The following is a 22,406-nucleotide window of genomic DNA, read 5'->3' as shown; positions in this document are numbered from 1 at the left end:
AGCGAGTGCCCCCTACCGGCGCTGCTGCTGATGCTGCTGCGCGGTGTCGTCCAGCGCGGCCCGCGCGCGGTCGAGGAGGCCGACGAACTCGGCGGTCGGGAGTTCAACGGTGAAGACCCGGCCGGCGTGTTCGGGGTGGCGCAGCAGGTGGTCCTCCCGCCAGAACTGGAAGGTGAGCGTCAGGTGGTCCCCGTCGCGGAACAGTGCGGCGATCAGGTTGTCCGTGGTGGGGCCCCAGTCCAGGGCCCGGTGGTGGTCGGGGCTGCCGGCGGCCTCGCCGTCGGGTGTCGCAGTGCCGCCCGGCAGGCGGCGGTGGTTGGCCTCCGGCGACAGGTCCGGCCAGGGAGGGGGCGGCCCACCGCCGGTCCGCAGCCAGTCGGCCTCCCGGGCCAGCGCGAACCGGAACTGCGCGACGAAGGCCGCGTTGTCGTCGCAGGTCAGCCACTGCCCGGCCGCCCACAGGTCGACCCGGCGCAGGTGCCCGTTCGGGTCGTACCCGTCCCGGTCGCCGATCTCGATGGCGAAGCCGTCCCTGTTCCCCAGCACGATCGTCACCGGGAGACCGTGCCAGCGCGCCCGTCCCGGCCGCAACCGGGGTCCCCATCGGGGCGGTGCGCACGGCTGCGCACACGGCGGGGCACACGGCGGGTGGTCAGGAGCCGTCCGAGGTGCCCTGTTCGTAGGCGCCCGTGGTGCGGACGGACAGGGCGCATTCGTCGGCGGTGCGCAGCAGCAGGTCGGGGAACCCCTCGGCCGCCTCCACGATCACCAGCGTGCCGCGGCTCCCGGGCCGGACGGCGTGCACGGCGCCCGCGGCGACCACGTACAGCTCGCCCGCGCGCACCGAGACCGGTTCGCCCTGCACCTCCAGTTCCAGTCGGCCGTCGAGCACGAGCAGCGCCTCGTCCGCGTCGTGGCGCTCCGCCGCCACCGGCAGCGCGTCCATCCGGAGCACCTTCACCTCGGCCGTCCCCACCCGGCCCAGGACGTGCGAGCTCCACGCCCGCGGCAGTTCGGCGGCGGCCCCCACCAAGTCGAACACGCTCACGGCACACTCCTCCCCGCGAGGCTCCGGGGCCCCGCGCACCAGGTTTCGACGGATGTTCGGAAGCTATCCGGCCGGGCGCCCGAAGTGGTCGACCGTTTGGTAAAAACCCGCCGGGGCCGCCGCGCCCGCACGCCCGGCCGTTCCGCACACGTCCTTCGACTCCTGTACGCAGAGGGGTTGACGTGGTCGCGCAGACGCCCATAACTTCACGTCTTGAAAAAGGTCCAGACCAAAGCCGGCAGGGCTGCTGGCCACCACCACTGATCCCCCGTCAGGGGGATGTTCCGCCCTGCCCGGACCACTCCGGACGCTCCCTCAGGCATCGCTTCGCGTTCACTTCATGAACGAGTGAACGTTCTCCCCCACGAGGAGCCGCCTTGATCCGCACCCGTTCCCGCTCCGGCCTGCGCCCCCGCCCCCGCCTCCGCGCCGCGGCGGCAGCCGTCGCGCTGCCCGCCACCGTGGCCGGCCTGCTGGTGGCCGGCGCCGGCCCGGCCTCGGCCGCCGCCAACGCCGGGCCGGGCTTCCCGGCGCACTACGCGGCGCCGTACCTGGAGACCTGGAACTCGCCGAACACCCTGGCGAACGCCCGCACCGGCGGCGGGCTGAAGTACGTCACCCTCGCCTTCGTGATCAGCGACGGCAGCTGCAACGCCACGTTCAACGGCAACACCTCCATCACGGACGCCGGTTGGACCAGCGCGATCAACGCGCACCGGGCGGCCGGCGGCGACGTGATCGCCAGCTTCGGCGGCGCCTCCGGCACCGAGCTGGGCCAGGCCTGCACCAGCGTCTCCAGCCTCCAGGCCCAGTACAAGCGGGTGGTGGACGCGCTCAACCTCACCCGCATCGACCTGGACATCGAGGGCGGCGCGCTGAACGACACCGCCGCCAACGACCGCCGCAACCAAGCGCTGGCCCAGCTCCAGCAGGCCCAGGCGGCCGCGGGCAAGCGCCTCGACGTCAACTACACGCTGCCGGTGAGTCCTTCGGGTCTCGAATCCAACTCGATCAGCCTGCTGAACAACGCCAAGAGCCGCGGGCTGACCGTCAACGCGGTCAACATCATGACGATGGACTACGGCTCGCCGATGGACATGGGCCAGGCCGCGATCAGCGCCGCCAACGGCCTGCACACCCAGCTGGGCCAGATCTGGACGTCCAAGACCTCCGAGCAGCTGTGGGCGATGGAGGGCAACACCCCGATGATCGGGGTCAACGACACCACCTCCGAGGTGTTCTCCACCGCCAACGCGCAGACCCTGGAGACCTTCGCCGCGTCCAAGGGCATCCAGCTGCTCGCCTTCTGGGCGATCGGCCGCGACAAGGCCTGCGCCACCAACGGCACGCTGTCCGACAGTTGCAGCGGCACCCCGCAGTCGGCGTACCAGTTCTCGAAGACCTTCAACGCGCTCACCGGCGGCTCCACCACCCCGCCGCCGAGCGGCGGCCGCACCGGCCAGATCTCCGGCTACGGCGGCAAGTGCGTGGACGTGGCGGCGGCCAGCTCGGCCAACGGCACCGCCGTGCAGCTCTACGACTGCAACGGCACCACCGCCCAGCAGTGGACGGTGGGCACCGACGGCACCGTCCGGGCGCTCGGCAAGTGCCTCGACCTGACCTCGGGCGGCACCGCCAACGGCACCCAGGCGCAGCTGTACGACTGCAACGGCACCGGGGCCCAGCAGTGGCAGGCCCAGTCGAACAAGACCCTGGTGAACCCGGCCTCCGGCCGCTGCCTGGACGCCACCGGGCCGTCCTCCGCGAACGGCACCCGGCTGCAGATCTGGGACTGCTTCGCCGGTGCCAACCAGCAGTGGAACCTGCCCGCCTGATGCCCGTCGGCCCCCGGCCCGAGAAAGGAACACCTCCCTTGCGCAGCAAACGACTCCTCCCGCTGACCGCCACGGCCGGCCTGCTGGCCTCCTCCGCGGCGCTGCTGGCCCCCGCCCCGTCCGCGCTGGCCGCCGTCCCGACCGGGGCGACCACCCTGGTCGCGCAGAACTCCGGCAAGTGCGTGGACGCCGCCGCGGCGGCCACCGCCAACGGCACCGCCGTCCAGCAGTACGCCTGCAACGGCACCACCGCCCAGCAGTGGCAGCTCCAGGACCTCGGCAACGGGTACGTCCGGATCAACAACCAGAACGACACCTCGAAGGCGCTGGACGTCACCGACGTCTCCACCGCCGACGCGGCCAAGATCCAGCTGTGGACGTACAGCGGCGGCCTGAACCAGCAGTGGCAGGCGGTCGCCGAGGCCGGCGGCGCCTACCACTTCGTCAACCGCAACAGCGGCAAGTGCCTGGACGTGCCGAGCGCCTCCACCGCGGACGCGGTGCAGTTGCAGCAGTACACCTGCAACGGCACCGCCGCGCAGTCCTTCACCTTCGGGAGCACCGTCACGAACCCGCCCGGCACGCCCGACTTCGGGCCGAACGTGGCCGTCTTCGACCCGTCGACGCCCGCCGCGACCATCCAGGCCAAGCTGAACGCGGTCTTCTCCCAGCAGGAGTCCAACCAGTTCGGCACCCAGCGCCAGGCCCTGCTGTTCAAGCCGGGCAGCTACAACGTGGACGCCAACGTCGGCTTCTACACGCAGGTGGCGGGCCTCGGCCTGTCCCCCGACGACGTCACCATCAACGGCGCGGTGCACGCCGAGGCCGACTGGTTCCAGGGCAACGCGACGCAGAACTTCTGGCGCTCCGCCGAGAACCTGTCGGTCAACCCGACCGGCGGCACCGACCGCTGGGCGGTCTCCCAGGCGGCGCCGTACCGCCGGATGCACGTGCGGGGCAACCTGCAGCTGGACGACGGCGGCTGGTCCTCGGGCGGCTTCATCGCCGACTCGAAGATCGACGGCCAGGTCCGCTCCGGCTCCCAGCAGCAGTGGCTCTCGCGCAACGCGCAGTGGGGCAGCTGGACGGGCTCCAACTGGAACATGGTGTTCGTCGGCGACGTCAACGCGCCCGCCAACTCCTTCCCCAACCCGCCCTACACCACGGTCAACCAGACCCCGGTGGTGCGCGAGAAGCCCTTCCTGTACGTCGACTCGGCGGGCGCCTACAAGGTGTTCGTCCCGGCGCTGCGCTCCAACACCTCCGGCACCAGCTGGGCGGGCGGCGCGCAGCAGGGCAGCTCGCTGCCGATCGACCAGTTCTTCATCGTGAAGCCGGGCGCGACCGCGTCCGACATCAACGCGGCGCTGGCCCAGGGCAAGAACCTGCTGTTCACGCCGGGCGTCTACCACCTGAACCAGACCCTGAACGTCAACCGCGCCGACACCGTGGTGCTCGGCCTGGGCCTGGCCACCCTCGTCCCGGACAACGGCGTCACGGCCGTGAACGTCGCGGACGTGAACGGCGTGAAGCTGGCCGGCCTGCTGATCGACGCCGGGACGACCAACTCCCCGGTGCTGATGCAGATCGGCGCGGCGGGCTCCTCCGCCGACCACTCGGCGGACCCGACCTCGCTGCACGACGTGTTCTTCCGGATCGGCGGCGCGGGCGTCGGCAAGGCCACCCAGTCGCTGGTGGTCAACTCCAACAACGTGATCGGCGACCACATGTGGCTGTGGCGCGCGGACCACGGCAGCGGGGTCGGCTGGACCAGCAACACCGCCGCCAACGGGCTGGTCGTCAACGGCAACAACGTCACCATGTACGGGCTGTTCGTCGAGCACTACCAGCAGACCCAGGTGATCTGGAACGGCAACAACGGCCGCACCTACTTCTTCCAGAACGAGCTGCCGTACGACCCGCCGAACCAGGCGGCCTGGATGAACGGCTCGACCCGCGGCTACCCGGCCTACAAGGTCGCCGACTCGGTGACCGCCCACGAGGCCTGGGGCCTGGGCTCCTACGCCTACTTCAACGTCAACCCGGCCGTGGTCGAGGAGCACTCCTTCGAGGTCCCGAACCGCTCCGGCGTCCGCTTCCACGACATGGTGACCGTCTCGCTCGGCGGCACCGGCACCATCGCCCACGTCATCAACTCGACCGGCGGGCCGTCCAACTCCAGCACCAACGTGGCCAACCTGGTCGCGTACCCGTAACACCCACCGACCCGGCCCCCACCGGAAGGACGGCCGCCCCCTCCGTGCGGGAGGGGGCGGCCGTGCGTTCACCCCCGCTGCGGCGGAGGCGGGCACGGATGCCCATGTCGACATGTCCACCGGCGGCCGTCAATCACCGCCGGTCGCCGCGGCCCGCTCCGCCGCGCTGCGCAGCACGCAGAACTCGTTGCCCTCCGGGTCGGCCAGCACCGCCCAGCCCGTGCCGTCCGCGTGGCGGTGGTCGCCGACCAGGGTCGCGCCGAGCGCCAGCAGCCGGTCCACCTCCGCGTCGCGCGCGGTGCCGTCCGGGCGCAGGCAGAGGTGGACCCGGTTCTTGACCGTCTTGGCCTCGGGCACCCGGTTGAAGTACAGCACCAGCCCGTCGCCCAGGGTCACCTGCGTCTCCCGGTCGCCGGGCCGGCACTCCGGGTCGACCGGACGGCCCGTCACCCCGCTCCAGAACCGCGCCAGTCCATAGGCGTCCGCACAGTCGATCGCCACGTTCTGCACCACCGAGACCATGCCCGCGAGTCTCCCCCACGGGCGCACCGGAGGGCCAGCGGGGCACGCCGGGCCGAACGGGCGCGCGGACGGCGGTCGGACGGCGGTCGGACAGCGGTCGGACCGCGGCCGGACCTGCATGGGAGCGCGGCCACCGGGTATCCGGCGCAGGCACGGAAACCGGTGGCGGGATCGGACGCGTGAAGGGGAGGACCTTCGACCATGGGCGGCGGACGGACGGCGGACGCGGGACGGGGAAGACCGGGCACGGAGGAGCGGGGGGCCGCAGGCGCCTCCCGGTGGCAGTGGAAGCGCTGGCGGACCGGGCGGCCGACCGGGCCGGAGCCCGTCCCCGAAGCACCCGAAGCATCCGGGGCGAAGCGGGCCGGGCAGCCGTTCCTGCACCGGCGCGGGCCGCTGTCGTCCGCCGTCCGGTGGCTGGTGCTGCTGGCCGGGCTGGTGCTGACGGTGGTGTTCGCGGTCGGGCTGGCCCGGGTGACGCTGGTGCCGGTGCCCGGCGCGCGGAACCTGGTGCACCCCAACTTCCACCTCGGCGCCTCGCTCCGGGGCTACCTGGACCAGCCCGCCGTCCGGGCCGCGGCCCAGCAGGTCGGCGGGAACGTCCTGCTGGGCATGCCGTTCGGCGTGCTGCTGCCGGTGCTGTTCCCCCGGCTGCGCAGCGTGCTGGCCGCGACGGCGCTGACCGCGCTGGTGATGGTCACCGTCGAGGCGGCGCAGGGCCTCCTGGTGGAGGGCCGGGCCTTCGATGTGGACGACGTGCTGCTCAACACTTTCGGCGCCCTGCTGGCCCACCTCCTGGTGGGCCGCCGGATCGGCCGCGCCCTGTACGCCCGGCCCTGACCCCCGCGCGGCGGGCGGTCCAGCGGCGGGCGGTCCAGCAGCGGGCGGTTCAGCGGCGGGCCGCCCAGACCTGGCGCTCGGTGCGCACCGCGAGGTCGGGGCGCAGGGCGACGCTGCCGGGGCCGTCGGCGTCGAGCAGGCGGTCCAGGGCCGCGAGGTCGGCGGGGTCGAGGTGCTCGGCGGCGGCGGTACGGATGCGGCGCAGGGTGGCCAGGGCGTAGCGGCCGACCGAGGGGTGCTCGGTGGCGGCGATGTCGACGGCGACGGTGCGCTCGCCGGTGACGGTGAGGCCGGCGGCGGTCAGCAGCGGCCCCCAGTCGGCGCCCCGGTGCGGCACGTGCTCGGCGTGCAGGTGGTCGGTCGCGGCGTGGCAGCGCTCCTCCAGGCCGGGGCGGTCGGCGGGGGCGTCGGCGGGCAGGAAGCGCGGGAACCCGGCCAGTTCGACCAGGGCGAACACGCCGTCCGGGGCGAGCAGGGCGCGGATGGCGCGCAGGGCCCGTCCGGGGTCGGCCAGGTGGTGCAGGGAGGCGGACGCCCACACCAGGTCGGGGGCGCCGAGGTCGGGCCAGTCGGCGGCGTCCAGGTCGGCCTGCACGGTGGTGATCCGGTCGTCCAGGCCCAGCGCGCCGGCCTTCTCGCGCAGGCGCAGCAGGTGTCCGGGCGAGGCGTCGACGGCGGTGACCTCGGCGTCGGGGAAGCGGCGCAGCAGGGCGAAGGCGCCCGCGCCGGTGCCGGCGCCGAGGTCGACGATCCGCCGCGGCTCGGCGTCCAGCGGCAGCCAGTCGGTGATCGCGGCGAGGTGCCCGGCCAGCACCTCGGCATCCAGGTCGAGGACCTCGGCCTGCGCGGCGTCGTCCTCGGCCGGGTGCTGGTGCTGAGGCTGGTGCCCGTGCTGGTGCCCGTGCTGGGGCTGGTGCTGGTGCCCCTGCTGGTGCCGGTGCTCGTGGTGGGCGGGTCCGTGGGAGTGCGGGTGGCTCATGGGGCCACCGTACGACCGTCATGCGTCTGCGGCACGCATCCTCCCGGAACGCGCAAGAAGGCGGCGTTCCGGCATGCCGCGGGCGCAAGGGCTCAGCAGTCGCGCGGCCCCGGGTCGGGCTGGTGGCCGCGGCGGGCGTCGCGGTCGAAGATGCCGAGGACCTCGCACGGTCCGCCCTCCGCCCCGATGGCGTGCGGCATCATCGTGGGGAACTCGGCGGCCTGGTGGGTGGCGAGGCGGATGCGGCGGTGACCGAGCATCAGGACCGCGGTGCCGGAGAGCACCACCAGCCACTCCCGCCCGGGGTGGGCCCGCATCCGGGCCGGGTTGTCGGGCGGCGGTTCGGTCATCCGCTGGCGCACCACGCTGATCCCGGGGTCGCCCTTGACCGGCCAGCGCATGGTGCCGTGCCGGGCGTCGACGGTCGGGCTGATCACCACGTCCTCGGCGGCGGTCTCCACCAGCTGGTCCAGCGTGGTGTCCAGCGCCTTCGCCAGGGTGACGAGCTGATCGAGCGCGAGGCGGCGCTGCCCGTTCTCGATCCGGCTCAGCGAGGACTGGCTCAGGTTGGCCCGGGCCGCCAGCTCCTCCAGCGACCAGCCCTGCGCGAGCCGCAGCGCCCGGATCCGCTTGCGGACCAGCCCGTCCAGGTCACCGGTGTCCTCCGTCATACCCGGCATCGTAGGCCGCGCGCGGACGCTCAGCGGCAACGGCGGTCAGCGGCAGCGGCGGTCAGCGGCAGCGGCGCTCAGCGGCGGCGGTCGAGCAGGTGCCGCACGTCCGGCTTGCGCGGCCCCCGCCATCGCAGCCGGTTCGCCAGGCCGATGCCGATCGCCATGACCGCGCACCCGGCCAGGATCAGCGGCAGGCTGCCCAGCCGGATTCCGATGCCCAACGGCACCAGCCCGGCCGGTCCCAGGTACTCCCAGCGCGATCCCGACCCGCGCAGCACGATCTCCGCGCACATCAGGAGCGCCAGCACGGTCAGCACCAGGAGGCCCACCACCGGTACGCCCTCCGGGTGCGGCAACGCGATCGGCATCCGGGTCACCCCCCTCCGGGAGCCATGCTACCCGTGGTCGTAGACCGTGACGGGCACGCCCCGGTCGGTGAGGCGGGCGGCGACCAGGGGCTCGACGCGTTCCCACTTGCCGCCGGCCAGGCCGCAGCCGATCCGGGGCATGTGGACGGAGGCGCCCAGGCGGCGGGCCTCGGGGGCGAGGGCGGCCAGGGCGGTGTCGATCGCCTCGTAGCGGACGGGGACGCCGGTGGAGCGGCCGGTGCGGGTGCCGCGCTGGCCGACCAGGTTGGCGACCCACAACTGCGGCCCGACCTGGACGAGTTGCAGGGCGCCGAGGCCGAAGTCGTTGCGGGCCCGCTCGCGGTGCCAGCGGCGGTAGGCGGCTTCGGGCTCGGGCCAGCGGCGGGAGAGCGCGAGGACGAAGCCCTTGCCCCAGCCCCCGAGGTCGTTGCAGACGTGGGCGATGATCCGCGGGCCCTTGCCCTGGGGCGCGGTGGCGTCCCCGCGCAGGTAGGTGATCGTCTCCGTCATGGCGGCATCCTCGCAGCCGCCACCGACAGCACCCGAAGGGGTGCCACGGCTCGACGCAACGGGCGAGGAGGGCGGACGGACTGACGGTTCGTCAGGCAAACGAAGGTGGAGAGAAGGAAGCCCGTCCATGGCCTCGACCACACCGCACGCTAGCACCCGCCCCGCCCCCGGTCACCCGAATTCCCGGTCCCCCGAATTCCCGGCCGCACGACGACACGAGCCGGAGCGCCACGGAAGGGCGCCCCGGCTCGGGGTCGACGGCGAGGAGGGCGAACGGGCTGGTATCGAATCCGCCCATGGGGCAAACGGTGGAAGAAGGAAGCCCGCTCATGGCCTCGCCTGCCCGGCAGGCTAGCACCCGCCTCCGCCCCCGGTCACCCGGATTCCCCGCCCCGCCCGGACCGGACCGGACCGCCCGGACCGGACCGGGCCCCGCCCTCAGGCCGGGATCAGTTCGCGCAGGTTCTCCGGGGTGATCACCCGGGAGCCCTCGGGCAGACCCTCGGGGCGGGCCAGGCCGAGGTAGGTGACCGGGCCGTCCGGAACGGGGGCGTCCCAGGGGAGGAGCCGGGCGCCGTTGGCGGTCATCAGGCCGACCAGGTGGCGGACCGTCAGGTGCTCGCGGCCGACGGCGGCCCGCAGGAGGTCGGCGACGGTGGTCCGGTTGGTCTCGACCCGGTTGGCGGCGGGCTCGCCGCGCAGGTGGACGTGCAGCCAGCGGGCGTACCACGCGCCGTCCGCCCGCCGTTCGAAGACCAGCGGGAGGGCGACCCGTCCGGCGCCGCGCAGGTCGGACTTCATCCGCACGGTGCGCGGTTCGAAGGGGCGGCCCTGCTGCTCGTCCTCGCGCAGCATCCAGCCGAAGAACGACTCCTCGACCTCCTGGAAGCCCTCGCCCGCGTACACGTTGACCTGCGGCACGATGTACGCGCCGGGCACCTTCGACAGCCGCAGGTTGATGAACTCCGAGGCGCCCTCGGGCGCTTCGACGATGTCGCCGGAGTGCTCGCCCGCGACGGAGCTGAGCTCGGTGTACGACAGCCAGGTCGGGTTGTCGTACGACTCGTCCAGCATCAGTGCGGACAGGTCGAAGTCGGTGGTGCGCCGGTGCTGCTTCCAGTACACGAAGAAGCGCAGCAACTCCCCCCGGACGGGCTGGACCGAGCCGCGCGGCAGCACGCCGATCCCGGTGGCGCTCGCGTTGCCGCTCAGCGGGAGGGCGACGTCGAGGATCTCGGGGTCGACCAGCAGGCACGGCGGGTCGGCGGGCAGGCGGCGGGCGGTCTCGGCGTCCAGCGCGGCGGCCAGGCGGTCGCGTTCGGCGGCGGGCAGCGGCGGGCGCAGGTCGTCGGTGACGTGGCTGCGGGCGTCCCGGTTGACGAAGACCCGCCGGTCGCGGCCGGTGCGGGCCCGGTCGGCCAGGTGCTCGCGCAGCGAGAGCAGCAGGCGGCCGGACGCGGCGGGCAGCGCGCGTTCGGCGGCGGCGAGGACGGCGGCCCGGTCCGGTTCGGCGGCGGCGCGCAGCAGCCGGTCGAAGGCGCGCAGCAGCTTGCCGGGCGCGGCGGCGGCCAGCAGGTCGGCGGCGGCTCCGGCCTCCCCGGCGGCGAGGAGTTCCTCGACCCGGCCGTCCAGGCCGCGGACCGGCTGCTCGCCGCGGGCGACGGCGAACACCTGGGCGGCGTGCGGCCACTTCGGGTACTCGTGCGGGTGCAGGCGCTCGCCGAGCCGCTTGAACCGCTCGCGGTGGCGCAGCACGTCGGCGAGCTTGCCGGGCACGGCGGCGACCACCTCGTCCAGCGCGGCCAGCAGGGCGCGGCGGACCGGGCGGGGCAGCGGGCCGAACCTGGTCGGGGCGGCGAGCGTGACGTCGCCGTCGAAGAGCGCGCAGGCGGTGCGCAGCACGTCGGTGACGGTGTCCGCGAGCAGGCCCGAACCGGCGTGCAGGCGGGCGGCGTTGACGGTGGCCCGGTTCTCCCGGACGGGTATCGCGGCGGGCTGCGGGCCGTCGGCGCAGTGCCGGGCGAGGGTCGCCAGGTCGCGCAGCGCCTCCTCGCCGAGCGGGGTGGTGCTGCCCGCGAGCGCCAGGTAGAGCGCCCGGGCCTCCTGCTCGGGGGTGTCGCCGAGGTGCAGCACCGTCACCCGGCCGCCCGCCCCGGCGATCAACTCCTCGTGCGCGGCCAGCAGTTCGGCGTACCCGTGCCGGTAGGTGCCGTACCCGGGGAGCGCCAGCAGGTCGATCCCGGAGCCGTTCGCGAGGTCGGCGGCGCTCCGGCCCGGGTGGAGGGCCTCGGCGAGCAGGCCGAGCCAGAACTCCCCGGTGTCCGGCACGTTCCGCGGGAAGTCGACGAAGTAGGCGTTGTGCCGCACGTGGTCGCCCACCAGCTCCCGGACGGCCGCCAGCCCGTCCTCGGCCAGCTCCCCGACCCGCCGTTCCGGCAGCTCGGACAGCCGCGCCAGCAGCTCCCCGGACAGCTTGAACCCGGCCGACATCAGCGCGGCGTCGAACTGCCGTGCCAGCACCGCGCCTTGACCGACGGGGCCGACCGGGCCGGCGGGGCCGGCGGGCCCGGGCTCCTCGGCGGGAACGGGCAGGCGGCGGGTGTGGCGGACGAGCAGGGCGACGAGATCACGCGACATGCCCCGCATGCTCGCAGAGCGCCTCCGCCGGCCGCACCCCGGTTTCCCGCCCGGCCCCCGACGACGGCGCCGCCGCTGCCCCAAAAAGCATGTTGTTTGGCATGCAAGTACGTGACAGCATGCATATCCGAACCCGCACGGCACCGTGCCGCGCGGTCCGAACACCGACCCACGGGGGTTCCCATGACCGTCCTCGTCACCGGCGCGCGCGGCCGCGTCGGCCGCGCCGTCCTCGACCGGCTGCACGCCGCCGGCCTGCCGGTCCGCGCCGCCAGTGCCCGTCCCGGCGAGTTCACCGGCCCGCCCGGGGTGGCGGGCGTCGAGCTGGTGCTGAACCGGCCCGACACCTTCCCGGCCGCGCTGGAGGGGGTGCGCCAGGTGTTCCTGTACCCGGACCCGGCGGGCGTCGAGGCGTTCGCGGCGGCCGCGCTGGCGGCGGGGGTGGAGCACGTGGTGCTGCTGTCCTCGGCCTCGGTGCTGGCGCCCGACGCCGAGAGCGACCCGCTGGGCGCGCACAACCTGCTGGTCGAACGGGCGCTGACGGCCGCCGGGCTGCCCGCCACCTTCCTGCGGGCGGACTCCTTCGCCAGCAACGCGCTCGGCTGGGCCCGGCCGATCGGCGCCGGCCTGCCCGTCGAACTGCCCTACCCGGAGGCGCACCTGGCCCCGGTCCACCCGGCGGACGTCGCCGACGTGGCGGCCGCCGCGCTGACCGGCCCCGACCTGCGCGGGCGCGCCGTCACGCTCACCGGCGGGCAGTCGCTGACCCTGCGCGAGCAGGTCGGGGTGCTGGCCGGGGTGCTGGGGCGGGAGGTGCGGGTCGAGACGATCAGCCGGGCCGAGGCCGAGCGCCAGATGTCCCGCTTCATGCCCGCCCCGCTGGCCGGCTCCCTGCTGTCCTTCTGGTCAGCCGCCACCGCGGGGCCCGCCACCATCGGCGACACCACCCGCAGCCTGCTCGGCACCCCGGAGCGCACCTTCCGCCAGTGGGCGGAGGAGAACGCGGCCGCGTTCGGCGCGGCCTGACGCCCGCCCGGCGCGGCCTGACGCCCGGTCGGCGCGGGTGGGCTCAGGCCAGTGCCGGGATGACCTCGGCCCCGTACGCGTCGATGGTCGCCTCCCGGGCGTCGTGCATGGCGTAGACCGCGAACTGGTCGACGCCCAGCTCCCGCAGGGTGCGCAGCTTGTCGACGTGCGCGGCGGCCGGGCCGAGCAGGCAGAAGCGGTCGACGATCTCGTCGGGCACGAAGGCGGTGTCCGGGTTGTCGGCCCGCCCGTGGTGGGAGTAGTCGTAGCCCTGGCGGTCCTTGACGTAGTCGGTCAGCTCGTCGGGGACCACGCCGGAGTGCTCGCCGTAGCGCGCCACCAGGTCGGCGACGTGGTTGCCGACCATGCCGCCGAACCAGCGGCACTGCTCGCGGGCGTGGTCGAGGTCGTCGCCGACGTAGGCGGGGGCGGCGACGCAGACGGTGACGGCGGCGGGGTCGCGGCCGGCCTCCTCGGCGGCCCGGCGGACGGACTTGACCATCCACTCGGTGAGGTAGGGGTCGGCGAGCTGGAGGATGAACCCGTCGGCCTTCCGCCCGGCGAGGGCGAGCGCCTTGGGGCCGTAGGCGGCCATCCAGACCGGCAGTCGGCCGTCCTTGACCCAGGGGATCCGGACCGGGCTGCCGTCCACCTCGGCCTCCCGGCCCTCGGCGAGGTCGCGGATGGCGTCGATGGCGGCGCCGAGCCGGGCGAGCGTGTTGGGGCGGCGCCCGGCCACCCGCATCGCGGAGTCGCCGCGGCCGATGCCGCACACCGTCCGGTTGCCGTACATGTCGTTGAGGGTGGCGAAGGTGGAGGCGGTGACCTCCCAGGTGCGGGTGCCGGGGTTGGTGACCATCGGGCCGACGCGGAGGCGTTCGGTGTGCTCCAGGATGCGGCTGTGGATGACGAAGGGCTCCTGCCAGAGGACGGCGGAGTCGAAGGTCCAGCCGTGGCTGAAGCCGACCCGTTCGGCGCGGCGCATCAGTTCGACGACCTTCGAGGCCGGCGGGTCGGTCTGCAGGACGAGTCCGAAGTCCACTGCGGGGGCTCCTCGCGGAAGAGGGGTGTCAGAGGTACTGGCAGGTGGAGCGGGGCAGGAAGGTGCCGTGCCCGGGGCGGCCGAGGTAGTCGCCGCGGTCGAGCAGCACCTCGCCCCGGGAGAGCACCGTCTCGACCCGGCCGGTGACGGTGCGGCCCTCGTACGCCGAGTAGTCGACGTCCATGTGGTGGGTGGCGGCGGAGAGGGTCTGCACGGCGTGCGGGTCGTAGATCACCAGGTCGGCGTCGGAGCCGGGGGCGATGGTGCCCTTGCGCGGGTGGAGGCCGAACATCCGGGCGGGGGCGGCGCAGGCGAGCTCGATCCAGCGGGTGCGGCTGATCCGGCCCTCGACCACGCCCTGGTGGAGCAGGTCCATCCGGTGCTCGACGCCGGGCAGGCCGTTGGGGATCTTCGAGAAGTCGCCGCGGCCGAGCTCCTTCTGCCCCTTGAAGCAGAACGGGCAGTGGTCGGTGGAGACCACCTGGAGGTCGTCGGTGCGCAGGCCGCGCCAGAGCGCCGTCTGGTGCTCCCGGGGGCGCAGCGGGGTGGAGCAGACGTACTTGGCGCCCTCGAAGTCGGGCTCGGCCAGGTTGTCGGTGGACAGGAACAGGTACTGCGGGCAGGTCTCGCCGAAGACGGGCAGTCCGAGGTCGCGGGCGGCGGCGAGCTCGGCGAGCGCCTCGCGGGCGGAGACGTGCACCACGTACAGCGGTGCCTCGGCGACCCGGGCGAGCTGGATCGCGCGGTGGGTGGCCTCGGCCTCCAGCAGCGCCCTGCGCACCTCGCCGTGGTACCGCGGGTCGGTCTCCCCCCGGGCCAGGGCCTGTTCGACCAGGACGTCGATGGCGGGGCCGTTCTCGGCGTGCATCATGGTGAGCGCGCCGAGGTCGGCGGCCTGCTGCATGGCGCGCAGGATCCGCCCGTCGTCGGAGTAGAAGACGCCGGGATAGGCCATGAACAGCTTGAACGAGGTGACGCCCTCGCCGACCAGGCCCGGCATCTCGCGCAGCACCGACTCGTTGACGTCCGAGACGATCATGTGGAAGGCGTAATCGACCGCGCAGTTGCCGTCGGCCTTGGCGTGCCAGTCGTCGAGCCCGGCGCGCAGCGAGCTGCCCCGGCCCTGGATGGCGAAGTCGACGATGGTGGTGGTGCCGCCCCAGGCGGCGGCCCGGGTGCCGGTGGCGAAGCTGTCGGAGGCGCGGGTGCCGCCGAACGGCATCTCCATGTGGGTGTGCGCGTCGACGCCGCCGGGGACGACGTACTTCCCGTCGGCGTCGAACAGCCGGTCGGCGCTCCAGTGCTGGCTGCCCGGCAGGGCGAGCGCGGCCACCCGGCCGTCCTCGACCAGCACGTCGGCGTGTGTCTCCCCGGCGGCGGTGATCACCAGCCCGCCGGTGATCAGGGTGCGGGCCATCGCGCTCAGCCCTCGGTCAGCGGGCCGTAGGCGTCCGGGCGCCGGTCCCGGTAGAACGCCCACTGCTGGCGGACCTCGTCGATCAGCCCGAGGTCGAGGTCGCGGACGACGAGTTCCTCGGTCTTGTCGGAGGCGACCTCGCCGACGAACTGCCCGCGCGGGTCGACGAAGTAGCTGGTGCCGTAGAAGTCGTCGTCGCCGTACTCCTCGACGCCGACCCGGTTGATCGCGGCGACGAAGTACTCGTTGGCGACGGCGGCGGCGGGCTGCTCCAGCTGCCACAGGTACGCGGACAGGCCGCGGCTGGTCGCCGACGGGTTGTAGACGATCTCGGCACCGGCCAGGCCGAGCGCCCGCCAGCCCTCCGGGAAGTGCCGGTCGTAGCAGATGTACACGCCGACCTTTCCGACGGCCGTGTCGAACACCGGCCAGCCGAGGTTTCCGGGCTTGAAGTAGTACTTCTCCCAGAATCCGCGCACCTGCGGGATGTGGTGCTTCCGGTACTTGCCGAGGTAGCTGCCGTCGGCGTCGATCACGGCGGCGGTGTTGTAGTAGAAACCGGGCCGCTCGATCTCGTACACCGGCGCGACGACCACGATGCCCAGTTCCTTCGCCAGCGCCTGCATCCGCCGCACCGTGGGCCCGTCCGGGACGGGCTCGGCCCAGGCGTAGTGCTCGGGTTCCTGCACCTGGCAGAAGTACGGGGCGTTGAACACCTCCTGGAACCCGATGATCCGGGCGCCCTGCCCGGCGGCGTCCCGCGCGGCGCGTTCGGCGGCGGCGAGCATGGTCTCCTTGTCGCCCGTCCACGCGGTCTGGAACAGGGCCGCCCTGACGACACGGCTCATGGGCACGACTCCTCGGTTCGACGGCGCGCGGGCGCGGCGGGAAACGGCGCGGTAGCGCTGTAGAGCGTCGAGACTAGGAGCTTTGCGGCGAATGGGTGGGTGCCACGCGGGAAGAGCCGGAAATTGGCTTTCCCGCGCATTCCTCTGATTTTCCGCCGGTCATTCGATCTTCCCGGACCGGAGTTTCCGGTCCGGCCACACCGGTTCTGGATTCCCGGCCCGGTTTTCCGGTGCGAGATTTCCGGTTCAGGATTCCCGGTTCAGGATTCCCGATGCGGGATTCCCGATGCGGGATTCCCGGCTCAGCGCGCGGCGGCGTCCGCGAGGGCCCGCAGGAGCAGGGCGGCGGAGGTCGCGCCCGGGTCCTGGTGGCCGGTGCTGCGCGGGCCGAGGTAGGAGGCGCGGCCCCGACGGGCCTGCAGCGGGGTGGTGTCGCGGGCGCCGCGCTCGGCGGCGTCGGCGGCCGCGGCGGTGGCCCTGGCGAGGGTCGCGCCCGCTTCGGCGGCGGCGCGGAGGGCGTCGACGGCGGGGGCGAGCGCGTCGACCAGTGTCTTGTCACCGGGTTCGGCCCCGCCCAGGGCCCGGACGGCGGCGAGCCCCGCCGCCAGGGCGTCCGCGCAGGCCACCGGACCGGCGTCCGGCGGCAGTTCGGCCCCGGCCACCCGGAACGCCTGCCCGTACAGCGGGCCCGAGGCACCCCCGACCTTGGCCAGCAGCGTGCTCCCGACCGTGCGCAGCAGTGCGCCCGGGCCGTCGAAGCCCCCGCCGGGCGGGCTGTCGAGCGCGGCGAGGACGGCGGTGAAACCGCGGCGGAGGTTGCTGCCGTGGTCGCCGTCGCCGATCGCCGTGTCGAGTTCGGTGAGCTGCGGCTCGGCCTCCTCGACGGCCGCGGCGGCGGCCCTGATCCAGTCCTCGGCAAGGGCGGTGTCGAGGGTGTCGTGCGCCACGGTGCGTCGCCTCTCTTCCTGTTCTGCCTACCGGCCTGCGGCCTGTGGCCTGCGCCTACTGGCCTGCCCGTCCCAGGGCCTACATGTGGACCAGGGTCTACGCGCGGACCAGGGCGGGCGTGTTCGCGGGGGCGTCCCACAGCTCCAGCATCCGGCGGTCCGCGGCGGTCAGGGTGAGCGAGAAGCCCGCCATGTCGAGGCTGGTGACGTAGGAGCCGACCAGGGTGCGGGCGGGTGTCACCCCGTGCTCGGCGAGACGGGCGGTGACGGCGGCGCACACCACGTACAGCTCGATCAGCGGGGTCGCGCCGAGGCCGTTGACCAGGACGATCGGCCGGTCGCCGGGGCCGGGCCGGTGCCCCTCCAGCACCGCGTCGACCACCGTCGCGGCCAACTCGTTGGCGGGGCGCAGCCGTTCGCGGCGCCGGCCGGGTTCGCCGTGGATGCCGACGCCGACCTCGATCTCGTCCTCGGCGAGGTCGAAGCCGGGGCGGCCGGCCTCCGGGTTGGTCGCGGCGGTGAGCGCGACGGCGAAGGAGCGGGACGCCGCGACGACCCGCTCCCCCAGCTCCCGCACCTCCTCCAGGTCGGCCCCGAGCTCGGCGAGCGCGCCGCAGATCTTGTGCACCATCAGGGTCGCGCCGGTGCCCCGGCGGCCGGTCGCGGAGTCCTGGACGGCGACGTCGTCGTCGACCAGAACGGTGGCCACCCGGTGGCCCTGCTCGGCGGCGAGTTCGGCGGCCAGCCGGAAGTTCAGCACGTCGCCGGTGTAGTTCTTCACCACGAACAGCACGCCCGCGCCGCTGTCGGCGGCCCGGGCGGCGGCCAGGATCCGGTCCGGCGGCGGCGAGGTGAACAGGTCGCCGGGGCAGGCGGCGTCCAGCATGCCCGGGCCCACGAACCCGACGTGCAGCGGCTCGTGGCCGGAACCGCCGCCCGACACCAGCGCCACCTTGGGCCCCGCCGGGCGCACCGCCCGGGTGACCACCCGCAGGCCGAGGTCGACCGCGAGCGCGGGGTGGGCGGCGGCGAGCCCGGCCAGGGCGTCGTCGACGACGCTCCCCGGGCTGTTGATCAGCTTCTTCACGGCGGTCGGGCTCCTTCGTCCGTGTCCGGCCGACGCTACCCCAGCTCCCGCGCGGCACGGCCGAACCGCACCCGCGCGGCGCGCCCGACGCCGGACGCGGCCGCCGGTAGGCTGCGGCGCATGCGCGGTCCGGTCGGCCTGGTCCTGGTCTCCCACAGCGCGCTCCTGGCCCGGGGCGTGCACGAGCTGCTCGCCGAACTGGCGGACGGTGTCCCGGTGTTGCTCGCGGCCGGCACCGAGGACGGCTCGCTCGGCACCAGCTACGACCTGACGGCCGCCGCGGTGCGCACCGCGGCGGAGGGCGGCGCGGGCGTCCTGGTCCTGGCCGACCTCGGCAGCTCCGTCCTGACCGCCACCCTGGTCCTCGCCGACCTCGCCCTCCCGGACACCGCCCTCGCCGACGCCCCGTTCGTCGAGGGCGCGGTCGCCGCCGCCGTCACCGCCTCCACCGGCGCCCCGCTCCCCGAGGTCCTGGCCACCGCCGAGCAGGCCCGCGAGTTCCGCAAGCGCTAGGCAGTTTCGTTTGGATCACCGTGCTGACCGGAGGAAGATGCCCGCGATGTGGAGCCCGGCCAGGTAGACGGTTGCGGTCTTCTCGTAGCGGGTGGCGATGCCCCGCCTCTGCTTCAAGCGGTTGATGCAGCGTTCGACGGTGCTGCGCTGCCTGTATGCCTCGCGGTCGGATGCGGGTGGCCTGCCGCCCCGGCTGCCGCGCCGCAGCCGGTGGCCCCGCTGATCGGCCGGAACGGGAATGACCGCCCGGATACCGCGCTTGCGCAGGTGCTCGCGGATCGCGCGGGAGGAGTAGGCCTTATCGGCCAGGACCACATCCGGCCCGGTGCGGGGCCGGCCTCGCCGTCGAGGGACGCGAAGGCGGGCCATGACGTGAGCGAGAGAGGGTGCGTCACCGGCCTGTCCGGCGGTGAGCACGAAGGCCAGCGGCCGGCAGTGGGCATCGGAGGCCGGGTGGATCTTCGTAGTCAGTCCGCCGCGGGACCGGCCGATGGCATGGTCTGCCGGTTCGCCGGCCGGGGCCCCTTTTTACGGGCTCCGGCCGCGTGTTGGCGTGCGCGCACGATAGTGGAGTCCATCGAGACAGCCCAGTTGAGATCGTCGTCAGCGTCGGCCTGCGCCACCGGCGCGATGAACACCCGCTGCCACGTGCCGTCGACGGCCCACATCCTCAGCCGGTTGTAGACGCCCCGCCAGTTGCCGCACTTCTCCGGGAGGTGGATCCACTGCGATCCTGTCTGGAACTTCCGGGCGATCGCGTCGATCACTTCTCGGTGGTCCCGCCACCGGCCGTCCCGCCGCGGTGTCCGATCCGGGAGTAACGGCTCGATTCGCGCCCACTGCGCCGCTGTCAGACAGTCGGCCCGGTGCGAAGCCGCCGCACGTCCCGCACGAGCGCGTACGAAGCGCTGAGGAAGATCACGACGCCAGCCACGAGCCAGAGCACCGAGGCCCCAGAGCGGTACTCACGAACGGCAAGAACGAGCAGCATCACGCCGGCAAGGACGCCGAAGGCCGAAATCAGAGCGCTGATGCGGTTGGTCACACGGACATCATCAACGACAAGCTCGGCCAACGGAAGTGATCCAAACGAACCGGCCCGGGTGTTACGTCCGGTGCGGTGGGGGGCGCGGCCGGCGGGCGGCTCTTCCCGAAGCCGAAGGGGCTGCGGCGGCGGGGCCGCTCAGGCGGGCAGCAGGCGGTCGAGGGCGCGGCGGGTGCGGGTGGCGGCGAGGGGGTCGCGGAGGAGTTGGAGGGCCTGGTTGAGGGCCAGGTAGATGCCGGTGAGCTCGTGGACGACCTGCTCGGGGTCGGTGTCGGCGGGTAGTTCGCCGGCCTCGACGGCGAGCCGGACCTCGCCGGCCAACCGGCGGCGCCAGACCATCAGCAGCCGGGCGACGTTGCGGCGGACCGGTCCGTCGTGGGCGTCGAACTCGACCGAGGCGGTGGTGAACAGGCAGCCGCCGGGGAAGACCTCGCGGGCGTGGTCGAGGTAGTCGATCCAGTTCTGGCAGACCGCGCGCAGGCGGCGCAGGCCGGGTTCGACGGCGGCCGCCGGGTCCCACACCAGAGCGGTGAAGAGGGCGGAGGCCCGTTCCAGGGTGGCCAGTTGGAGGGCTTCCTTGGTGCCGAAGTGGCCGAGCACGCCGGCCTTGGACAGCCCGAGGTCGCCGGCCAGCCGCCCGATGGTGAGCCCTTCCAGCCCGTCCACCGAGGCCAGGGCGACACTCCGGTCGATGATCCGGGCCCGGGTCCGGCGGGCCTCGGCCACGGTGCTGCGCGGACTCATCGCCCCTCCTCGGTGCTCCCTCTCGCCCGAAATCCTACGTGCTGCACCCCCGGGGCGCGGTGGATCGCACCCGCCCTGCTTTTCGTCCAGCCGACGAGAAGTGTTATCGTCCATCTGACGCTAATCGCTGCCCGGCACCCGCCCCCAGGAGGACGCCACATGGAGGACGCCATGGAGGAACACCCGGAGGAGCACACAGAGGAGCACGCGCGGGCGGAACTGCCCTGCCGCGCCGTCTTCACGCCCGGCTGCGACCGGATGCTTCGCGCGCCCGACTGGCAGCACCCCGATGCGCGGACCGCCGACCGGCACCGGTGCGCCGACCGGCACCGGCGCACCGGCCACGACCTGCGGGAGGACCTGCCGGAGCACCTGCTGCGCACGCTGGCGAGCAGCGAGGACGCCGAGATCCTCGTCGCGCTGCTCAACCACCCGCGGGTGCCGTCCGACCTGGTGGACGGGATGCTCGACGACCCGTCGGAGGACATCCGGCGCGCCGCCACCTACCGGACCGGGGACGTCGACGCGCTGTGGCGGGCGACGGAGGACGTCTGGACCGTCCGCCTGGCCGTGGCCTCGAACCCGCGTACCCCCGCCGACCTGCGCCGTCGCCTCGGCGCGAGCATCGCCCCGGGCCCGGCCGCCTTCGTCGGCGACCCGGTGTTCTGAACCCGAGCGCCGACGGGCGGACAGCGACACGCCACGCCACGCCACGGCACGACAGGGCACGACACGTCACGTCACCGGGCGGTACTCCAGCAGCAGTTCCCCGTCTCCGCCCCCGCCCGCCACCCGCCGGAAGCCGGCCTTCTCCCAGGCGCGCACGGCCCGGACGTTCGCCGCCGCCGGGTCGACCGTCACCCGGCGCCATCCCGACTCCCCGCACAGGTGGGCGAGCAGGGCCCGGGCGGCGTCCGGCCCCAGGCCCCGGCCCCGGGCGGCCGGGAGCAGGACCAGGTCGATGCCGCCACCGTCCGGCCCGGCCCGCCAGTACTGGGCGTAGCCCACCGGCACTCCCCCGGCGAGCACCAGGAAGGACTCCACCTCCGGACGGCGCCGTCCCAGGTACTTCGCGGCGACCTCCGCGCGCGGCAGCGGCGCCCCGCCCCAGTGCTCGACGAACGCGGGGTCGGCGAACCACCCGGCCAGCAGGTCGAGGTCGTCCTCGCGGGTCGGGACGAGCCGGGTCAGCTCCCCCGCCAACTCCGGTTCCCCGCAAGGCTTCCCGTCCAGCCCCCTGTCCAGTCCCCCGTCCAGTTCCCCGTCCGATGCGAAGCCGTCGCTCACGGGCCCTCCTCCGTCGCGGTGTTGCGCCCCGGGCCCCGGCCGTGGGCGGCCCGGTCGGTACACTGCCCGAACTTTCGCACAGGGGGTCGCGATGCGCGCGGACAGGACCGGCACCGCGCCCCGGACCGGCGTGCCCGGGCCGGGCCGGACGGGGTGCGACCGTTGAGCGCCCGCAAGCCCCACCGCCCGCCGGACGTCGGCTGGCGGCCGCGCGGCGGGGGCGCCCCGACCCGCACGGTGCGCCGCCCACGGGTGCGGGCGGTGCTGCGCGCGCTGCTGTGGTGGCTGATCCTGCTGCTGGGCCTCCTGCCGGCCTGTGCCGCCGCGGGGGTTCCGGAACCGTCGGCGCCGGTCCGGTCCGCGCTGGCCGTCGGGATGGTGCTGCTGTTCGCGCTGCCGCTCCGGTCGGAGCTGCGGACCTCGGTCGGACTCCGGAACCGCGAGCTGGTGGTGACCAACGCGTTCACCCGGCGCACCCTCAGCTCCGAGGACATCCGGTCCGTCAAGTACGCCTCCGGGCTGCATCAGCGCGAACGCCTTGAGCTTTCCCTCGTCAGCGGCCGGTGGGTCACCCTGTGCGTCAGCGTCGGTCTGTCCCCGCAGCGCCGCACCGAGCTCTGCGACCTCCTGCACGACTGGGCCCGCGCCAACCGCGTGCACACGGACTTCCGGGTGCTCGGCCCGAAGCACCGCTGGTCCGACTGAGCCCGTCCCGGCCCCTGCACAACAGGCCACCGGGACGGCCGGGGCGGGGGCCCGTCCGGCAGCAGGCCGACGCGGCGGGCCGTCAGCAGCGCCCAGCCGCCGATGTTGCCGGTCGG

Annotated in this window: 22 protein-coding genes and 2 pseudogenes; 7 read left to right on the top strand and 17 right to left on the bottom strand. The window is 74.1% G+C overall.

From position 1 onward, the window contains the following. Positions 1 to 12: 12 nt before the first annotated feature. Together HUT16_RS33930 and HUT16_RS33925 are read right to left on the bottom strand one after the other, a co-directional pair. Positions 13 to 555 (bottom strand): hypothetical protein, encoded by a 543-nt coding sequence (locus HUT16_RS33930; RefSeq protein WP_176191831.1) that lies wholly within the window; start codon positions 553 to 555, stop codon positions 13 to 15. Positions 556 to 754: 199 nt separating this feature from the next. Beyond that, positions 755 to 1,048, bottom strand: a pseudogene (locus tag HUT16_RS33925) (cupin domain-containing protein); the annotation flags it as partial. A gap of 377 nt (positions 1,049 to 1,425) precedes the next feature. Here HUT16_RS33925 and HUT16_RS33920 point away from each other — a divergent pair. Further along, the gene (locus HUT16_RS33920; RefSeq protein ID WP_254898125.1) at positions 1,426 to 2,883 is read left to right on the top strand and encodes a ricin-type beta-trefoil lectin domain protein; all 1,458 of its coding nucleotides are present in this window, start codon (positions 1,426 to 1,428) and stop codon (positions 2,881 to 2,883) included. Continuing rightward, a complete protein-coding gene (locus tag HUT16_RS33915) occupies positions 2,883 to 5,099 on the top strand; it encodes an RICIN domain-containing protein (RefSeq protein WP_254898124.1) in 2,217 nt (738 codons plus the stop codon). The genes HUT16_RS33920 and HUT16_RS33915 overlap by 1 nt, the downstream gene beginning before the upstream one ends. A gap of 129 nt (positions 5,100 to 5,228) precedes the next feature. On the opposite strand, the gene HUT16_RS33910 is transcribed toward HUT16_RS33915, so the two are convergent. Then, positions 5,229 to 5,621 carry a VOC family protein gene (locus tag HUT16_RS33910; protein ID WP_176191828.1) on the bottom strand — a complete coding sequence of 131 codons (393 nt, stop codon included), beginning with the start codon at positions 5,619 to 5,621 and terminating at the stop codon, positions 5,229 to 5,231. 201 nt (positions 5,622 to 5,822) lie between these two features. On the opposite strand from HUT16_RS33910, the gene HUT16_RS33905 reads away from it, so the two are divergent. Beyond that, complete coding sequence (locus HUT16_RS33905; RefSeq protein ID WP_254898123.1) at positions 5,823 to 6,461, top strand: VanZ family protein; 639 nt, start codon at positions 5,823 to 5,825, stop codon at positions 6,459 to 6,461. A gap of 49 nt (positions 6,462 to 6,510) precedes the next feature. On the opposite strand, the gene HUT16_RS33900 is transcribed toward HUT16_RS33905, so the two are convergent. The 5 genes from HUT16_RS33900 to HUT16_RS33880 all read right to left on the bottom strand — a co-directional run bounded on the left by HUT16_RS33900 (position 6,511) and on the right by HUT16_RS33880 (position 11,629). Continuing rightward, entirely contained in the window at positions 6,511 to 7,440 is a 930-nt protein-coding gene (locus HUT16_RS33900; protein WP_176191827.1) for a class I SAM-dependent methyltransferase, read from the bottom strand. Positions 7,441 to 7,532: 92 nt separating this feature from the next. Beyond that, complete coding sequence (locus tag HUT16_RS33895; RefSeq protein WP_176191826.1) at positions 7,533 to 8,111, bottom strand: helix-turn-helix domain-containing protein; 579 nt, start codon at positions 8,109 to 8,111, stop codon at positions 7,533 to 7,535. A 77-nt stretch (positions 8,112 to 8,188) separates the two neighbouring features. Then, entirely contained in the window at positions 8,189 to 8,482 is a 294-nt protein-coding gene (locus HUT16_RS33890; protein ID WP_176191825.1) for a hypothetical protein, read from the bottom strand. 27 nt (positions 8,483 to 8,509) lie between these two features. Beyond that, a complete protein-coding gene (locus tag HUT16_RS33885) occupies positions 8,510 to 8,992 on the bottom strand; it encodes a macro domain-containing protein (protein ID WP_176191824.1) in 483 nt (160 codons plus the stop codon). A 438-nt stretch (positions 8,993 to 9,430) separates the two neighbouring features. After that, the gene (locus HUT16_RS33880; protein WP_176191823.1) at positions 9,431 to 11,629 is read right to left on the bottom strand and encodes a TerD family protein; all 2,199 of its coding nucleotides are present in this window, start codon (positions 11,627 to 11,629) and stop codon (positions 9,431 to 9,433) included. A gap of 183 nt (positions 11,630 to 11,812) precedes the next feature. On the opposite strand from HUT16_RS33880, the gene HUT16_RS33875 reads away from it, so the two are divergent. Then, positions 11,813 to 12,655: an SDR family oxidoreductase gene (locus tag HUT16_RS33875; RefSeq protein ID WP_176191822.1), complete on the top strand. Its 843-nt coding sequence runs from the start codon at positions 11,813 to 11,815 to the stop codon at positions 12,653 to 12,655. Between the two features lie 43 nt (positions 12,656 to 12,698). Here the strand turns inward: HUT16_RS33875 and HUT16_RS33870 are convergent, their stop codons facing one another. The 5 genes from HUT16_RS33870 to dhaK all read right to left on the bottom strand — a co-directional run bounded on the left by HUT16_RS33870 (position 12,699) and on the right by dhaK (position 17,996). Next, complete coding sequence (locus HUT16_RS33870; RefSeq protein WP_176191821.1) at positions 12,699 to 13,697, bottom strand: TIGR03842 family LLM class F420-dependent oxidoreductase; 999 nt, start codon at positions 13,695 to 13,697, stop codon at positions 12,699 to 12,701. A gap of 28 nt (positions 13,698 to 13,725) precedes the next feature. Further along, complete coding sequence (gene hydA / locus HUT16_RS33865) at positions 13,726 to 15,114, bottom strand: dihydropyrimidinase (RefSeq protein WP_176191820.1); 1,389 nt, start codon at positions 15,112 to 15,114, stop codon at positions 13,726 to 13,728. 5 nt (positions 15,115 to 15,119) lie between these two features. Beyond that, complete coding sequence (locus HUT16_RS33860) at positions 15,120 to 15,962, bottom strand: nitrilase-related carbon-nitrogen hydrolase (RefSeq protein WP_176191819.1); 843 nt, start codon at positions 15,960 to 15,962, stop codon at positions 15,120 to 15,122. A 302-nt stretch (positions 15,963 to 16,264) separates the two neighbouring features. Continuing rightward, a complete protein-coding gene (gene dhaL, locus HUT16_RS33855; RefSeq protein WP_176191818.1) occupies positions 16,265 to 16,909 on the bottom strand; it encodes a dihydroxyacetone kinase subunit DhaL in 645 nt (214 codons plus the stop codon). A 97-nt stretch (positions 16,910 to 17,006) separates the two neighbouring features. Further along, positions 17,007 to 17,996 carry a dihydroxyacetone kinase subunit DhaK gene (dhaK, locus tag HUT16_RS33850; protein ID WP_176191817.1) on the bottom strand — a complete coding sequence of 330 codons (990 nt, stop codon included), beginning with the start codon at positions 17,994 to 17,996 and terminating at the stop codon, positions 17,007 to 17,009. Between the two features lie 120 nt (positions 17,997 to 18,116). Here dhaK and dhaM point away from each other — a divergent pair, with 120 nt between their 5' ends. Then, positions 18,117 to 18,509 (top strand): dihydroxyacetone kinase phosphoryl donor subunit DhaM, encoded by a 393-nt coding sequence (gene dhaM / locus HUT16_RS33845; protein WP_176191816.1) that lies wholly within the window; start codon positions 18,117 to 18,119, stop codon positions 18,507 to 18,509. A gap of 15 nt (positions 18,510 to 18,524) precedes the next feature. On the opposite strand, the pseudogene HUT16_RS33840 reads toward dhaM, so the two are convergent. The 3 genes and pseudogenes from HUT16_RS33840 to HUT16_RS33830 form a co-directional block, all read right to left on the bottom strand. After that, positions 18,525 to 19,363, bottom strand: a pseudogene (locus HUT16_RS33840) (IS5 family transposase). Beyond that, positions 19,360 to 19,554 carry a hypothetical protein gene (locus HUT16_RS33835; RefSeq protein WP_176191815.1) on the bottom strand — a complete coding sequence of 65 codons (195 nt, stop codon included), beginning with the start codon at positions 19,552 to 19,554 and terminating at the stop codon, positions 19,360 to 19,362. The pseudogene HUT16_RS33840 and the gene HUT16_RS33835 overlap by 4 nt, the downstream one beginning before the upstream one ends. A gap of 138 nt (positions 19,555 to 19,692) precedes the next feature. Continuing rightward, positions 19,693 to 20,298, bottom strand: a complete 606-nt coding sequence (locus HUT16_RS33830) for a TetR/AcrR family transcriptional regulator (RefSeq protein ID WP_176191814.1) — start codon at positions 20,296 to 20,298, stop codon at positions 19,693 to 19,695. 159 nt (positions 20,299 to 20,457) lie between these two features. On the opposite strand from HUT16_RS33830, the gene HUT16_RS33825 reads away from it, so the two are divergent. Next, on the top strand, positions 20,458 to 20,967 hold the full coding sequence (locus HUT16_RS33825) for a hypothetical protein (RefSeq protein WP_176191813.1): 510 nt from the start codon (positions 20,458 to 20,460) through the stop codon (positions 20,965 to 20,967). Between the two features lie 66 nt (positions 20,968 to 21,033). Here HUT16_RS33825 and HUT16_RS37470 read toward each other — a convergent pair whose 3' ends face one another. Then, positions 21,034 to 21,531, bottom strand: a complete 498-nt coding sequence (locus tag HUT16_RS37470; RefSeq protein WP_217712201.1) for a GNAT family N-acetyltransferase — start codon at positions 21,529 to 21,531, stop codon at positions 21,034 to 21,036. Between the two features lie 216 nt (positions 21,532 to 21,747). Between HUT16_RS37470 and HUT16_RS37465 the strand changes: the two genes are divergently transcribed. After that, the gene (locus HUT16_RS37465; protein ID WP_217712132.1) at positions 21,748 to 22,290 is read left to right on the top strand and encodes a hypothetical protein; all 543 of its coding nucleotides are present in this window, start codon (positions 21,748 to 21,750) and stop codon (positions 22,288 to 22,290) included. The last annotated feature ends 116 nt before the right edge of the window (positions 22,291 to 22,406 follow it).

The organism is Kitasatospora sp. NA04385, from assembly GCF_013364235.1.
In the GTDB taxonomy this organism is placed as follows: Bacteria; Actinomycetota; Actinomycetes; order Streptomycetales; family Streptomycetaceae; genus Kitasatospora.
Note: the sequence above shows the minus strand (reverse complement) of the source record. Positions and strands in the feature narration are given on the sequence as shown.

Bases quoted from the DNA above. Each gene is read 5' to 3' on its own strand.
- HUT16_RS33915 (WP_254898124.1), top strand. From the start codon at position 2,883: ATGCCCGTCGGCCCCCGGCCCGAGAAAGGAACACCTCCCTTGCGCAGC.
- dhaM (WP_176191816.1), top strand. From the start codon at position 18,117: ATGCGCGGTCCGGTCGGCCTGGTCCTGGTCTCCCACAGCGCGCTCCTG.
- HUT16_RS33900 (WP_176191827.1), bottom strand. From the start codon at position 7,440: ATGAGCCACCCGCACTCCCACGGACCCGCCCACCACGAGCACCGGCAC.
- HUT16_RS33910 (WP_176191828.1), bottom strand. From the start codon at position 5,621: ATGGTCTCGGTGGTGCAGAACGTGGCGATCGACTGTGCGGACGCCTAT.
- HUT16_RS33880 (WP_176191823.1), bottom strand. From the start codon at position 11,629: ATGTCGCGTGATCTCGTCGCCCTGCTCGTCCGCCACACCCGCCGCCTG.
- HUT16_RS33895 (WP_176191826.1), bottom strand. From the start codon at position 8,111: ATGACGGAGGACACCGGTGACCTGGACGGGCTGGTCCGCAAGCGGATC.
- HUT16_RS33890 (WP_176191825.1), bottom strand. From the start codon at position 8,482: ATGCCGATCGCGTTGCCGCACCCGGAGGGCGTACCGGTGGTGGGCCTC.
- hydA (WP_176191820.1), bottom strand. From the start codon at position 15,114: ATGGCCCGCACCCTGATCACCGGCGGGCTGGTGATCACCGCCGCCGGG.
- HUT16_RS33825 (WP_176191813.1), top strand. From the start codon at position 20,458: ATGGAGGACGCCATGGAGGAACACCCGGAGGAGCACACAGAGGAGCAC.
- HUT16_RS33885 (WP_176191824.1), bottom strand. From the start codon at position 8,992: ATGACGGAGACGATCACCTACCTGCGCGGGGACGCCACCGCGCCCCAG.
- HUT16_RS33860 (WP_176191819.1), bottom strand. From the start codon at position 15,962: ATGAGCCGTGTCGTCAGGGCGGCCCTGTTCCAGACCGCGTGGACGGGC.
- HUT16_RS33875 (WP_176191822.1), top strand. From the start codon at position 11,813: ATGACCGTCCTCGTCACCGGCGCGCGCGGCCGCGTCGGCCGCGCCGTC.
- HUT16_RS33830 (WP_176191814.1), bottom strand. From the start codon at position 20,298: ATGAGTCCGCGCAGCACCGTGGCCGAGGCCCGCCGGACCCGGGCCCGG.
- HUT16_RS33905 (WP_254898123.1), top strand. From the start codon at position 5,823: ATGGGCGGCGGACGGACGGCGGACGCGGGACGGGGAAGACCGGGCACG.